Below are 13,011 nucleotides of genomic sequence, written 5' to 3' on the forward strand. Positions count from 1 at the left end.
ATCTACTATTTGAATTCATGATTTTGGAAAGAATCAGTACGCCGCAGGTTTTTAATTAATACCTTATCCGTTTTTGTGAGTAGGGATAAGGTTCGTCGGCGTTGTTTTATGGTAAAGAGTGACCTTTTGATACAACCATTCTTTATAGAATAAACAGCAGGATTCTACAGTATTTGTGTGCAGGGGTAGCAAAATGACAGATCATGATAAGTGGCAGAAATGGTTGATGGCTCGCAGGGATGAGCTGAATACGCGTCTGGGTAAAATTAAAAAGGATGCTTCCCGAAAAAACAGTGCAGACTGGTCTGAGCAGGCGCAGGAACGGGAGAATGATGAGGTTATTGATGCACTGGGTAACGAGGCGGTGATTGAACTGGGTAAAATTAACCGCGCCCTTGATCGTATAAATGAGGGCGATTACGGTTTCTGCCTGTCCTGCGGTAAGGAAATTCCGGTTCAGCGCCTTGAGGTCATGCCTTATGCTGACCTTTGTGTTCAATGTGCTGAGGCTAAGGGGTTATAGGGGAGCATCATCAAGCCGTTAAGGGAGCAGCCAGACTGAATCCTGTCATGCCGGTTTGGCAGCAGCCTGGTTAAAGTACGTTGACTCCTCTGTGGAGCAGCCTGATTCAATAATCATCTTTTGATAGCTTTCGCAGAAGCTCTGGATTGTTCCGGGGTTTCTGCTGTGGAAGTGCTTTTGCCATAACCTGGCCATGGCGGTGATGTCTTCTTTATCAATATCTTCGATCTGAATACCGCAGCGGTGATAGATAAGCCAGGCAATGGCGGTGGCGTAAACCAGGTTGGTCGCCAGTTCATGATGGGGGTGGGAAAGAAACTCCCGCTGGCTGGCCAGTCCCCGAACTTTGCTGGATAAGTCAGCGTCTGGGGCCAGGAACAGGTCCCAGATATTGCGGTGCATGCGAGGAGAAATCTGATAAATACCGAGCGCCTGGTGATTGGCCTGTTTCAGATGAAAACCAAGCCCGGATTCTCTGGCTGCGGTACCAAGCAGCAGGTTCTCAGCAGTTGGGCTCCACATGCCCAGATGCTTGAGTGCGGGGCGAACAACATAGTGCCTTAGTTCCTTGGCGCATATTCCCATTTGCAAAGTCCTTTTTCCGGGTAGGACCCGGTTCGTGCGTCCTGTAACTGCGGGCGGGGCTCTCAGATCCAGACATTAACTTTGGATCTAAGAGACATATCGTATCATCCCTGAAATTCTGAACTGAGGGTGGTTTTACTCACCGGCAAAATTGCACAGGGCATAGGTTGGAATGCCCGCCGCATTGAGTCTGTCAGCACCCTTGAGGTCTGGCAGATTGATGATAGCTGCAGCTTCCAGTGTGTTGGCACCTGCTTGTCGGATCAGCTGATCGGCAGCCAGCAGTGTGCCTCCGGTGGCGATAAGGTCATCCATCAGCAGAATTTTTTCACCGGCCTTAATTGTGTCTTCATGCATTTCCAGTACGGCCTTGCCATATTCAAGGTCATACTCGACATTGAGGGTTTTGCCGGGCAGTTTGCCTTTCTTGCGAAACAGTACCAGCGGCTTGTTCATGATATAGGACAGTGTCGAGCCAAGCAGGAAACCGCGGGCATCAAGAGCGCCAATGCGATCAAAAGTCTGGTTCTCATAACGCTGAACCATGACATCCACGGCCTTACGCCAGGCTTCCGGGTTTTCAAACAGTGTGGTGATATCCCGAAACAGGATGCCTTCATGGGGCCAGTCCGCGATGGTTCTGATTTGTGTTCGCAGATATTCCTGAACGGATGAACATTCGTTTGTATGCATGGGAGAGTGCATGCCGCTATCAGTCAATGGATAAAAAGGAAGAAGCCCCCTCATAGGGTAGCTTCTTTAGAGGATAAAGTCAGGGATCGGTAGCAATCGGGTTGGGTTCCAGGGTTTTTCCCCCGGCCAGGGCACAGAGTTCAACCGAATTTCGAATTTCGATTTCCTTGCCCACGGCGGAGATCAGGCCGTTTTTCTGGAATCGGGTAAATACACGACTAACCGTTTCTACCGCCAGGCCCAGGTAGTTCCCCATCTCATTTCTCGACATGGACAGTCGGAACGACTGGGAAGAAAAGCCCCGGCGACGAAAACGGCTGGCCAGGTTAATCAGGAATGTGGCAATGCGTTCATCGGCGTTTTTCTTGGACAGCAGCATCATCATTTGCTGGTCTTCACGGATACGTTTGCTCATCAGGCGCATCAGATGTCGGCGAAGTTCCGGGAATTGATCGGAAAGGGTTTCCAGTTGCTCAAAAGGAATCTCACAGATCATGGTGGTTTCCATCGCCTGGGCCGACACCGGATAGGTGTCCGTATCCATACCGCTCAGGCCAAGAATTTCGCTGGGCAGGTAAAATCCGGTGATTTGTTCCTCACCTTCATTGGTCGCTGTGTAGGTTTTGAGAGCCCCTGAGCGAACAGCAAAGACACTGGTAAAGGGGTCACCCTCAAGAAACAGGTGTTCGCCTTTTTTCAAAGGACGCCCACGCTTGATAATGTGATCCAGCTGATCGATATCCTTAATGCTCAGTGCCAGTGGCAGGCACAGTGAGCTGAGGCTGCAGTCTCTGCAGGCCACATGGCTCGGCTGTCGGACGTTGGGCTTTGACGTCATTGAGAGGCCTCAAAGTCGTATTGGCGAAATTCGACACTGTTTATGGAAACCAGGTTTACGGAAAACCAAGTGTATGGAAAGTACTACCGGAGTGTAAATCAGGTATGTACGCAACCGGGCAGACCTAAAGTAGGGGTTTGGTGCTGCTTCAGCAATGCGTCATAAACTGCGGTTGTTCCGGTGGGCTTTCATCTGCCGTGTCGTCTATCCAGCTCAGGGCTGACCCTGATCATGGTATGGTCATGGCTCCTGGTGGTTGTGTGTCTTTATCCCAGGAAAATCAATCTGACATTGTCTTATGTCACAGGATTAAATTTTCTTTCGTGGTATTTGACTGACCTGGCAGATTTTGCACTTATGCTTTAAGTAAATCAATGTGAGAGTGATGACAAATAGTAGTCAGTTTCAGTTTTTTTCTGGTAGGCAGCCTCCTGGCAGAGAGTTTTCAGCACTGTGCGTGATGATCAGGCAGTTTCGGTGGTGGCAGGAGAGAGCTCCAGAGCTTTGTTATCGTTCCGGAGTGTACAGCTATTCAGATAACCTTTGAGTAGAGAGGCTTTTCTTTCATCTCAGGTTGATTGAGGTAGTGGTCGAACTGCATACAGATGTTACGGATCAGCAGCGTTCCCTTCGGCAGTACTTCCAGCAAGCCATCGCTATTGAGACTGACCAGGCCGTCTGCCCTCATCGGCTCCAGCCTTGCCAGCTCATCCCGGAAGTAGTCTCTGAATTGAATACCAAACTGCGCTTCAATATCGCTGAAGTTCAATTTGAAGTGGCAGATCAGCCGGGTAATCACTGCCTGGCGGACTTTGTCATCATCCGTCATCTTCAGGCCGCGTACCATTGGCAACTGCTGTTCATTGATCATTGAGTAATACCGGGCTTCATCGGTGCTGTTCTGAACATAAGTGTCGCCTACCTGGCTGATGGCAGACACACCCATGCCGATCAGGTCGCAGTGGCCATGGGTGGTATAACCCTGGAAATTCCGGTGCAGCGTGCCTTCTTCCCGGGCAATGGCCAGTTCATCGTCTGGCAGGGCAAAGTGATCCATACCGATGTAGATGTAGCCCTGATCCAGCAGCTTTTCCGTGGCCTGATGGAGAATGTCCAGCTTCATTTCCGGCGCAGGCAGATCCTGCTCATTGATTCGGCGCTGTGGCTTGAAGCGGTGGGGCAGGTGGGCGTAGTTAAACAGGGATAGCCTGTCCGGAGCCATATCAACCACTCGATCAATGGTTTCCATAAAACTGTTGGTGGTCTGGAAAGGCAGGCCGTATATCAGGTCCATATGTACCGAGCGGAATGCCATGACCCTGGAAGCATCAAGAATGGATTGAATCATGCTTTCAGGTTGTACCCGGTTAACGGCTTGCTGCACTTTGGGGTTCAGGTCCTGAACGCCCATGCTGATCCGGTTGAAGCCGAGGTCCCTCAGGGTGCCCATCATGGGCCAGTCTACTTCCCTGGGATCCAGTTCAATGGAGTAGTCTGCGGTATCGCTTTGGGTTAGTTGGAAGTGCTGGCGGATATGGCCCATCAGATCCGTCATCTGATCTCTGCTCAGAAAGGTCGGTGTGCCACCGCCAAAGTGGAGTTGTTCAACCCGCTGTTCCTGACTGTAGAGTGCTGCCTGCATCTCTATTTCACGAAACAGGTATTCCAGATAACTATTGGCGCGCCCACGGTGTTTGGTCACAATTTTATTGCAGGCGCAGTAATAACAGACATGGGAGCAGAACGGGATATGAAAGTAGAGTGACAGGGGCTTGATGGCCCTGGCACTGGACTGGGCATTGTGATGATATTTCTCAATATCAAAGCTGCCATCAAACTGCACCGCAGTGGGATAGGAGGTATAACGCGGGCCTGAGTGGTTGTATCGGTGAATCAGGTCTTTATCCCAAACTGGTGCAGTATTCATTATTGCTCTCGGTAATCTTCATGTCTTATTAGTCAGTGTGTTCGCCTTCTGGTCGGTCTTTTGGTGCCGGAAAGGGTAAGGCAAAAACAGTCTGTATTACGTCATGATGTTTTTGGCTAGTTTAGAGAGATTTTCAAGGTTGTTCTTTGATCGGTGTCAATAGGTATGAACCGAACCGATGTGTCTTTGTGGTTCGTCTTTGGGGCCTGTGATGAGGATTGTGTCCAACGTGGCGTGAAGTTGTTGAGGTTGCCTATTGTATCTGCCATCTGGTTATTAATCGAGCAAATAATGCCCTGGCTTGAAGGGTTATGCTGAAAAGGGTCTGATTGATAGTGATTGGTGGGTTCATTGAATGTGCTATTTTTTCAGCTAAATCATAAAAATTCGCAAATGTGTCCTGGTCACTGATCAGACAGGAGGAGTCATTATGGGTGCGGACATACATATGTATGCTGAATTTAGAAATAGCGCCGGGCAATGGGAAGAAATCCCGGGTTACGAACCTTTTGCAGATCGCAATAGACATGTCTTTTCATTTTTTTCCGAGGGTTTTGTCAGAAGCGATTATGACTGGGGCTTCTGGCATGTTACTCCGTATCCCATTATTGACGAGGCTCGCGGGCTGCCCGGAGATGTCAGTCTTTCCATCAAGGCCAAGTCTGATGAATGGGGAACGGGTGGATCTGGTCACTCCTGGCTGTCTGTTGATGAATTGGTTTCTTACGACTATAACAAGCCTTTAAGAGAAAGGGGTGTTGATGTTCCCGAAGAGTTTGTCAAGCTTACGATCAGGAAATCGTTGGGGGAAAAGTATTTTTTGGAGTTGGCTGAGTTGCAGAAGCAAAAAGCGGAGCGCCTCGTCTTTTGGTTTGATTTCTGATTCATAAAGAGCCTCCTAGTACATGGTTTCAATGAGTTTGACGGGTTGTCGTGCCTCCGCACTCCGTTCGTCCTGAGCTTGTCGAAGGGCGGAAACTCCGGACTCTGATAGATCGTGCCAAGCACCCTTCGACTCCGCTCAGGGTGAACGGAGATCGTACACGTCAAACTCATTGAAACCATGTACTAGGGGGCAGAACTTTTTTTTCCTTTTATCACATATGGTGATGGTGCAGCACGGACATCAACCACCTCTGGTGCGCGCCAGGCATAGACCACAAGCCAAAAAGGATAATCAGCAACCCCGCCAGGTTGCGGGTGATACTGGCTTGGATAATGCTGCTGAGCTGTCTTGAGAACGCACCAAGCAGGAACACTGAGGGTATGGTACCGATACCAAATGAAGCCATTAACAGCGCACCCTGTACCGGATGTCCCTGGCTGGCGCTCCAGGCCAGGGTGCTATAAACCAGGCCACAGGGTAACCACCCCCAGAGCATGCCAATAGCGAGGGCATTGGGAAAATTTTTGATGGGCAGCAGTGCTTTGGCCCTGGGCTGGATATGTTGCCAGAGTTTATCTCCGATCTTTTCCAGATGTGTCAGACCACGCCACCAACCGGTCAGATAAAGCCCCATGGCGATCAGCATAATGGCCGCTAAATAGCGCAGTCCCACCTTGACTTCCGGGCTGATACCGCCCAGGTACCAGCCAATGCTGGCCAGAAGGAGACCAGCGATGGCGTAGCTGGTAATCCGTCCGAGATGATAGGTCAGCATCAGCCAGAAGATCTGTGCACGGGACTTGCCTGCCAGAGAGAGGCTAAGGGCGGAAGTAATGCCGCCACACATGCCGATACAGTGGGCACTGCCCAGTATGCCCAGGGTTAATGCGGAAAGTAACGTGGGAACTTCATTCATGGTCATGTGAATTAGCTTTCGGTATCTGTTGAGGCTCATCAAAAAGAATGCTGTGAGCTGGCCCTTCAAGGTCGTCAAACTGACCGTCGTCTACTGCCCAGAAGAAGAGTTTGATCGCTACAGCGATCAGGATCAGGGCCAGAGGGATCAGAATAATCAGGCTTTCCATGGTCAGGCAGCTCCTCTGGGTTCAAGGTGGGCGTAGACTTCTTCTGACTCGGTCGGTGCTTTGGTCAGTTTTCCCGGGCGGTTCAGTCGCAGGGCATTGGCCACCACGATCAGTGAGCTGAGCGCCATGCCGGTAGCGGCCATCCATGGGGCAATCATGCCTGCTGCGGCCAGGGGCAGGGCGGCAAGGTTGTAGCCAAGGGACCATGCCAGGTTTTGCCGGATAATTTTTCGGGTTCTTACGGTCAGGTTAAAGGCATCGGCCAGTCGCTCAAGGTTGCCGGAAATCAATACGGCATCTGCACTGGTGCGGGCCAGGTCTGAGGCATTACCCATGGCCATGGAGATATCCGCCCCCGCTAAAACAGGAACATCATTGATGCCATCACCGACCATCAAGACTTTGTGCCCCTGACTCTGCAGCGTCTGGATATAGTGCAACTTGTCATCCGGACTGCTTTCAGACTTCCATTGCCGTATACCCAGGGATTCAGCAGTTGCCGCCACCACCGGCCCGGCATCACCACTGAGCAAGGTTACGGTTTTGCCCATCCGGTGCAGCCGTTGGATTGTGTGGGCGGCCTCAGGGCGCAGGCTGTCGGTAATCCTGAACCAGCAGAGCGGTTGCCAGAGTTCCTGGTCAGTACTTCCTGACATCAGCAACCATTGCCCATCCTGTTCTGGCGTTGCTACATTGCCGGATGGGCAGGCAAAGTCAGGCCGCCCGATACGATAAAGGCGGTTACCAATGGTGCCTTCTATCCCCTGGCCAAGATGGTTTTTCACCTCGTGAGCCTGCTCATGCAGTGACTCAACGGTGTAGAAAAAGGCTCTGGCGATAGGGTGTTCAGAGTGTGCTTCCAGGGCTGCTGCCCGCTGAAGCAACGCTTCTTTTGAACTGTTGCCGTTATCTAGAGGAACCGGAACCACCTGGCTTAACGACAGTTCCCCTTTGGTTAAGGTGCCGGTTTTATCAAAGATCACATGGTCGATGGTTTTCAGGCCTTCCAGAACATGACCACGGGTCACCAGCAGACCAAGGCGGTGCAGATAGCCGGTAGCCGCAGTCAGGGCAGCGGGTGTGGCCAGGGACAGGGCGCAGGGGCAAGTCACCACCAGAACCGACAGGGTAATCCAGAACGCGTCTTGCGGAGCAATGCCGGACCAACCCCAGTACACACAAATGGCGACCAGCAAAACACAGGCAACAAACCAGCCGGCCACCTTATCGGCAATTTTCGCGATGGCGGGCTTATCCTGCTGTGCCCGTTGCAGCAGTTGGATAATGCCGGCTACCCGGGTCTCTTCGCCCACTTTGCTCACCTTAAGCTCAATGGGATGGTCCACATTGATACTGCTGCACAGCAGTGTGTCACCGGGCTGCTTTTCGATCGGCAGGTACTCTCCGGTCAGCATGGCTTCATTAACGCTGGTGGAGCCACTGATCAGAATACCATCTGCGGGAATGGCATCACCGGGAAGAATTCTAACTTTGTCGTCTGGTTGCAGATCGGCCACCGGGACGCGCTGATAGTGACCATTGACTTCTTTCAGGCAGCTGGGCGGCAGTAAATTGGTCAGCGCCCGTGCAGCCCTGGCGGTTGCATGGCGGGCACGAAGCTCAAGGTAGCGGCCGGTCAGCAGGAAGAAGGTAAACATGGAAACGGAGTCGTAGTAGACTTCGCCGCCGGAGCCGTTCGAGAGAAAGTAAACTGAGAAGGTTGCCCACAGGCTGGCCAGATAGGCACCACCTATGGCAATGGATACCGGGACATCCATGCCGAGATGCCGTATTTTGATGTCCCGCCAGGCCGCCTTGAAGAAGGGCGCTGCCGAGTACAACACCACAGGCGTGGCAATCAAGGCGCTGAAGATCCGGATCAGGTCCCGGTAAATGTCCGGCATATCATCACTGATGGCACCGGAATAGAGGGCGATGGCATACATCATCACCTGCATGGCACCAATACCGGCAACGGCAAGCCGTCGTATAAAAGTCCGGTTTTCGTTTTTCAGCAGGGCTTCCTGCTGGTCAGCACGCCAGGGAAACGCCTTGTAACCGATTTTGTGAATTTCCAGCAGAATGGTACTTAAGAGGATCTCGCTGTTATGCCAGGTGATCTGTGCCTCATGGGTGCTGAGGTTAACACTGACCCGGTCAACACCCGCCAGTGCTTCCAGATGGTTTTCCAATAGCCAGATACAGGCGGCACAGGTGATGCCGTCTATCAGCAGACTGGCAGTGAGGGGGGGTTCCTGGCTTTGGGAATCAGACCCTGCTGGTCTGACAAAATCCTTTTGCACCTCTGCACGGTCATAGATCAGCAGCTCTTCCTGCAATCGCTGATTCAGGTCAGTGACCTGGTTGGCGCTTTCGGTCCGGTGCCGGTAATAATTCTCCAGACCGCCGGCCACAATGGCCTCGGTCACTGCCTTGCAGCCCGGGCAGCACATGGGCTGCGGTGCTCCTTCAACGTCTGCAAAAAATACCACCGGCTCGCTGACCGGCAGAGTGCAATGAAAGCAACGGGTCTCGGTCATCAGGCATCCGGGTTTTTCAGGGTAATTGGGGTTCCCGGTGAGACCACGGCCTCCAGGGTGATCTTCCAGCCAGTCTCATAGCCTACTTCCGGAATCAGCTCATCCAGAGTTTCCAGTTGCAGGTAGTAACGACCGGCAACCAGGGCGTCCAGCTGGCCGACATAAATTGGGTTTTGCCCGGGCTGTGCAGCCCCTGCGTTAGCAGCTGATTTTGCGCTGATGCCAAAGGAGCGGGTCAGCACAATGGTTCTGTCTTTGTCTTTAAACACCGGAGAAAGAAAGCTGAGTTTAAGCTGCCCGGGCCACATCTCCGGATTCCCCTGCATCGTCACCCGGACTTCGCCGATCAGTTCATCAATGGTCAGTGTACCGGCAACGGCCAGGCTTCGGGCATTTTCAATCCGGGTCATGTCCTGGTTGATGGTTTTGCCGTTTTTGTAATAGTCATCAATCACCACGCTGTCCTGGTGGGTAAAGGCGGTGTAGACCTGAAAGCCGCCCCAGGCAAAGGTGACCAGCAAAATACCCACGATGTACCAGGCCCAGGGTTCCCGGTACCAGGGGGTAAAAGGTTCCCTGTTGGTGGCAGGCTGGCCTCCTGTCGGGTTATCTCTGCTGGTTGTAGACTGTGTCATGGTTCAGGGTTTCCTCTCTGGTCCGGGCACCATAAATCGGCTTTCAGCGGAAATGGCTTCCAGCCCGGGCTGGCTGGAACTGATGCTGAAGCGAACCGGCCGTGTGCTGGGGGCCCCATCAATCAATGGCGCGATAACCCTGATGATTTCCTGCTGCACACTGCCCGGCTCTACCACAATGGCGGTTCTGCCCGCTATTTTCAGATTCTCGATACCAGCCACCCGTATTTTGATGTGATGGGGTTGCTGGTCTTTGTTAGCGACTTTCAGTGTGTAGATATTTTCTACCTGGTCATCATTGATGACCCGGAAAAGGACATTTCTATCCCTGAGTACTTCCAGCTCCAGCGGAACTCGATGGCCAACGCTGAAGATAAACAGGCAGATCATGATAAACAGCGCTGAACTATACCCGATCAGTCGGGGACGAAGCCAATGGGTCTTCTGGCCGGCAAGTTCGTTGTCGGTGGTGTAGCGGATCAGGCCTTTGTCGTAGCCCATTTTGTCCATAATGGTGTCGCAGGCATCGATACAGGCGGCACAGCCGATGCACTGATATTGCAGACCATCACGGATATCGATACCGGTAGGGCAGACCTGCACGCAGACACTGCAGTCCACACAGTCCCCCAGCCCCATGGTTTTGTGATCAGCGCTTTTCTTGCGCGGGCCACGTTGTTCACCGCGATGTTTGTCGTAAGCAACCACCAAGGTGTCGTTATCGAACATAACGCTCTGAAAACGGGCGTAGGGGCACATGTAAATACAAACCTGCTCCCGCAGGTAACCCGCATTGCCATAGGTTGCCAGGGTGAAGAAGCCGAGCCAGAAAATACCCCAGGGGGAAACATCGAAGGTGGCCAGGTCCAGCACCAGTTGCCGGATGGGAATAAAGTAGCCGACAAAGGTGAGCGCCGTAGCAAAAGCGATACTCAGCCAGAGCGTGTGTTTGGCACTTTTGCGCAGAAATTTCCCGAGGGACATGGGTTCTTTGTCCATCTTCATCCTGCGGTTGCGTTCACCTTCCGTGATGCGTTCTGCCCACATAAATACCCAGGTGAAGACGCTCTGGGGGCAGGTGTAGCCGCACCAGATTCGTCCGGCAAACACCGTCAGTGCAAACAGGCCAAAGGCGCAGATAATCAGTAGCCAGGACAGCAGGATAAAATCCTGGGGCCAGTAGGTGGTGCCAAAGATATGAAACTGCCGGGCGGGCAGGTCAAAGAGCACAGCCTGACGGCCATTCAGGTTGATCCAGCAGGTGCCAAAAAAAAGCAGGAAGAGAAATGTACCACCAGCCAGACGAAGCGTGCGGAAGTGGCCCGAAAAGCTTCTGGTGTAAATCTTTTCAGGCTTCTGATACAGGTCGATCAGTTCCGGTTCCTGGTTGGCATTGTCTGTGTTCATAGAGCCCAAATATACCGTTAAGGTTTTATTGGAACCACAAAGTCACAAAGGCACAAAGTTTTTCTAGGCTTGCCTGAGCTAGGCTTAGCAAAAAAAGCTTCCTTTGTGTCTTTGTGCCTTTGTGGTTCATAGCTTTTTGCCCCTGCGCCTGGGCTGATCATTCAGCCTTGTGGGTCAGGCTGTAAACGTAAGCCGTCACCAGATGAACCTTCTCTTCACCAAGAATATCGTTCCAGGGTGGCATAACGCCGTTTCGTCCCTTGCGGATGGTGTATTCCACTTGCGCCTGACTTGATCCGTACAACCAGATATTGTTGGTCAGGTTCGGAGCGCCCAGGGCATGGTTACCGGTACCATCGGCGTTATGACAAACGGCACACGTCGTACTGAAGATCTTTTCGCCAGCGGCCAGGTCCGCTTCGCTGGCACCACTATCAATACCAGACAGTTCACGGGTATAGCTGGCAACCTGCTTCACACCGGTATCACCGATCACAGCACCCCAGGCGGGCATTTGCCCCTGGCGACCGTGGGCAATGGTGGCCTTGATGGCGTCCGGAGTGCCACCGTAGAGCCAGTCGTTGTCAGTGAGATTCGGGAAACCGAAGTTACCACCGGCATCCATACCGTGGCAGAGGGCACAGTTGTTGATATAGACCCGCTCACCCATTTTCAGAGCCCTTGGGTTGTTAATCAGCTGTTCAACCGGAGTGGCGGCGTAACGGGCAAACTCAGGGGCATATTTGCGGTCATGCCTGAGTTGATCCTGTTCCAGCTCATTCACCTGAGTCCAGCCAAGGACCCCTGCCCACTTACCCATACCCGGGTAGAGAATCAGATAGCCCACAGTGAATACCAGGGTGGCGATGAACATGATAAACCACCACTGCGGCAGCGGGTTATCATACTCCTCAATGCCATCATAAGCGTGACCGGTGGTCTCATCGGTCATATCCCTGCGCTGGCCCTTACGAGTTGAAAACAGAACCCAGGTGACCAGTACCAGGCAGGCGGTGGTCAGCAGAACGATCCACCAGTGCCAGAAATTACTCATCGTTATACTGCTCCTCTTTTCTGGGAGTTCTTATGGGTTTCCCGGTGGCTGCCCGGGGCATCGGTATTCGCAGCAGCCTCTTGCTGGTCATCAGCAAATGGCAGAGCGGCGGCTTCATCAAAGTCGCCTTTACGTCGGCTGCTGTAGGCCCAGAAGACCACCGATAGAAATGCGACCAGGGCGACCAGTGTCGCCAGTCCTCGAATCGTATTGATATCCATCAGCGCTTACCCGAAATAACAGTGCCCAGTCCCTGGAGATAAGCCACCAGGGCGTCCAGCTCGGTTTGCCCTTTGACGGCATCCCGGGCACCGGCAATATCTTCATCGGTGTAGGGAACACCCAGTGTGCGCAGGGTTTCCATCTTTCTTGCGGTCAGCTTGCCATCCAGCGTGTTCTCTGCCAGGAATGGGTAGGCGGGCATAATGGACTGAGGCACCAGGTCACGTGGGTTAATCAGATGGGCACGGTGCCAGTCGTCGGAATAACGGCCGCCGACCCGGGCCAGGTCTGGTCCGGTACGTTTGGAGCCCCAGAGGAATGGGTAGTCATAAACGGACTCGCCGGCCACTGAGTAGTGGCCATAACGCTCCACCTCGGCACGCAGCGGACGAATCATCTGGGAGTGGCAGCCTGCGCAGCCCTCACGGATGTAAATATCACGGCCTTCAAGCTGCATGGCGGTGTAAGGCTTCAGGCCCTCCACGGGCTGAGTGGTCTCTTTCTGGAAAAACAGCGGGACGATCTCCACCAGGGAGCCAAAACTGATGGCAACGACCACCAGTATCACCATCAGGCCCAGATTCTTTTCAACAATATCGTGTTTGCTCGCCATTAT

The 13,011-nt window shown here is 52.8% G+C and carries 14 protein-coding genes; 2 read left to right on the forward strand and 12 right to left on the reverse strand.

From position 1 onward, the window contains the following. Positions 1-193 precede the first annotated feature (193 nt). Positions 194-523, forward strand: coding sequence for a TraR/DksA family transcriptional regulator (locus J7439_RS07110; protein WP_101748834.1), 330 nt, complete (start codon positions 194-196; stop codon positions 521-523). A gap of 45 nt (positions 524-568) precedes the next feature. Here the strand turns inward: J7439_RS07110 and J7439_RS07115 are convergent, their stop codons facing one another. From J7439_RS07115 to hemN, 4 genes are all read right to left on the reverse strand, one after another. Then, positions 569-1,108, reverse strand: a complete 540-nt coding sequence (locus tag J7439_RS07115) for a hypothetical protein (RefSeq protein WP_209201139.1) — start codon at positions 1,106-1,108, stop codon at positions 569-571. Positions 1,109-1,243: 135 nt separating this feature from the next. Next, positions 1,244-1,801: an adenine phosphoribosyltransferase gene (locus J7439_RS07120; RefSeq protein ID WP_209201140.1), complete on the reverse strand. Its 558-nt coding sequence runs from the start codon at positions 1,799-1,801 to the stop codon at positions 1,244-1,246. Positions 1,802-1,880: 79 nt separating this feature from the next. Beyond that, positions 1,881-2,639: a fumarate/nitrate reduction transcriptional regulator Fnr gene (gene fnr / locus J7439_RS07125; RefSeq protein WP_209201141.1), complete on the reverse strand. Its 759-nt coding sequence runs from the start codon at positions 2,637-2,639 to the stop codon at positions 1,881-1,883. 532 nt (positions 2,640-3,171) lie between these two features. Then, positions 3,172-4,566, reverse strand: coding sequence for an oxygen-independent coproporphyrinogen III oxidase (gene hemN / locus J7439_RS07130; protein WP_209201142.1), 1,395 nt, complete (start codon positions 4,564-4,566; stop codon positions 3,172-3,174). Positions 4,567-4,996: 430 nt separating this feature from the next. Between hemN and J7439_RS07135 the strand changes: the two genes are divergently transcribed. Then, on the forward strand, positions 4,997-5,449 hold the full coding sequence (locus J7439_RS07135; RefSeq protein WP_209201143.1) for a hypothetical protein: 453 nt from the start codon (positions 4,997-4,999) through the stop codon (positions 5,447-5,449). A 214-nt stretch (positions 5,450-5,663) separates the two neighbouring features. Here the strand turns inward: J7439_RS07135 and J7439_RS07140 are convergent, their stop codons facing one another. From J7439_RS07140 to ccoO, 8 genes are all read right to left on the reverse strand, one after another. After that, a complete protein-coding gene (locus J7439_RS07140) occupies positions 5,664-6,374 on the reverse strand; it encodes a sulfite exporter TauE/SafE family protein (RefSeq protein ID WP_502950408.1) in 711 nt (236 codons plus the stop codon). Then, a complete protein-coding gene (ccoS, locus tag J7439_RS07145; RefSeq protein WP_209201145.1) occupies positions 6,361-6,537 on the reverse strand; it encodes a cbb3-type cytochrome oxidase assembly protein CcoS in 177 nt (58 codons plus the stop codon). Before ccoS ends, J7439_RS07140 begins: the two co-directional genes overlap by 14 nt. A 2-nt stretch (positions 6,538-6,539) precedes the next feature. Continuing rightward, complete coding sequence (locus tag J7439_RS07150; RefSeq protein WP_209201146.1) at positions 6,540-9,077, reverse strand: heavy metal translocating P-type ATPase; 2,538 nt, start codon at positions 9,075-9,077, stop codon at positions 6,540-6,542. Beyond that, on the reverse strand, positions 9,077-9,712 hold the full coding sequence (locus tag J7439_RS07155) for a FixH family protein (protein WP_209201147.1): 636 nt from the start codon (positions 9,710-9,712) through the stop codon (positions 9,077-9,079). Before J7439_RS07155 ends, J7439_RS07150 begins: the two co-directional genes overlap by 1 nt. 3 nt (positions 9,713-9,715) lie before the next feature. Next, on the reverse strand, positions 9,716-11,119 hold the full coding sequence (gene ccoG, locus J7439_RS07160; RefSeq protein ID WP_209201148.1) for a cytochrome c oxidase accessory protein CcoG: 1,404 nt from the start codon (positions 11,117-11,119) through the stop codon (positions 9,716-9,718). Between the two features lie 157 nt (positions 11,120-11,276). After that, on the reverse strand, positions 11,277-12,173 hold the full coding sequence (gene ccoP, locus J7439_RS07165) for a cytochrome-c oxidase, cbb3-type subunit III (RefSeq protein WP_209201149.1): 897 nt from the start codon (positions 12,171-12,173) through the stop codon (positions 11,277-11,279). A gap of 2 nt (positions 12,174-12,175) precedes the next feature. Continuing rightward, positions 12,176-12,394: a cbb3-type cytochrome oxidase subunit 3 gene (locus J7439_RS07170; protein ID WP_209201150.1), complete on the reverse strand. Its 219-nt coding sequence runs from the start codon at positions 12,392-12,394 to the stop codon at positions 12,176-12,178. After that, positions 12,394-13,008, reverse strand: a complete 615-nt coding sequence (gene ccoO, locus J7439_RS07175) for a cytochrome-c oxidase, cbb3-type subunit II (protein WP_101748846.1) — start codon at positions 13,006-13,008, stop codon at positions 12,394-12,396. The genes J7439_RS07170 and ccoO overlap by 1 nt, the downstream gene beginning before the upstream one ends. Between the last annotated feature and the right edge of the window lie 3 nt (positions 13,009-13,011).

Origin of the sequence: Salinisphaera sp. G21_0 (assembly GCF_017744115.1) — a bacterium.
Classification (GTDB): Bacteria; Pseudomonadota; Gammaproteobacteria; order Pseudomonadales; family Endozoicomonadaceae; genus Endozoicomonas.

Excerpts from the sequence above, each read along its gene's own strand:
- J7439_RS07110 (WP_101748834.1), top strand. The coding sequence starts at position 194 with ATGACAGATCATGATAAGTGGCAGAAATGGTTGATGGCTCGCAGGGAT.
- J7439_RS07115 (WP_209201139.1), bottom strand. The coding sequence starts at position 1,108 with ATGGGAATATGCGCCAAGGAACTAAGGCACTATGTTGTTCGCCCCGCA.
- J7439_RS07120 (WP_209201140.1), bottom strand. The coding sequence starts at position 1,801 with ATGCATACAAACGAATGTTCATCCGTTCAGGAATATCTGCGAACACAA.
- fnr (WP_209201141.1), bottom strand. The coding sequence starts at position 2,639 with ATGACGTCAAAGCCCAACGTCCGACAGCCGAGCCATGTGGCCTGCAGA.
- hemN (WP_209201142.1), bottom strand. The coding sequence starts at position 4,566 with ATGAATACTGCACCAGTTTGGGATAAAGACCTGATTCACCGATACAAC.
- J7439_RS07135 (WP_209201143.1), top strand. The coding sequence starts at position 4,997 with ATGGGTGCGGACATACATATGTATGCTGAATTTAGAAATAGCGCCGGG.
- J7439_RS07140 (WP_502950408.1), bottom strand. The coding sequence starts at position 6,374 with ATGACCATGAATGAAGTTCCCACGTTACTTTCCGCATTAACCCTGGGC.
- ccoS (WP_209201145.1), bottom strand. The coding sequence starts at position 6,537 with ATGGAAAGCCTGATTATTCTGATCCCTCTGGCCCTGATCCTGATCGCT.
- J7439_RS07150 (WP_209201146.1), bottom strand. The coding sequence starts at position 9,077 with ATGACCGAGACCCGTTGCTTTCATTGCACTCTGCCGGTCAGCGAGCCG.
- J7439_RS07155 (WP_209201147.1), bottom strand. The coding sequence starts at position 9,712 with ATGACACAGTCTACAACCAGCAGAGATAACCCGACAGGAGGCCAGCCT.
- ccoG (WP_209201148.1), bottom strand. The coding sequence starts at position 11,119 with ATGAACACAGACAATGCCAACCAGGAACCGGAACTGATCGACCTGTAT.
- ccoP (WP_209201149.1), bottom strand. The coding sequence starts at position 12,173 with ATGAGTAATTTCTGGCACTGGTGGATCGTTCTGCTGACCACCGCCTGC.
- J7439_RS07170 (WP_209201150.1), bottom strand. The coding sequence starts at position 12,394 with ATGGATATCAATACGATTCGAGGACTGGCGACACTGGTCGCCCTGGTC.
- ccoO (WP_101748846.1), bottom strand. The coding sequence starts at position 13,008 with ATGGCGAGCAAACACGATATTGTTGAAAAGAATCTGGGCCTGATGGTG.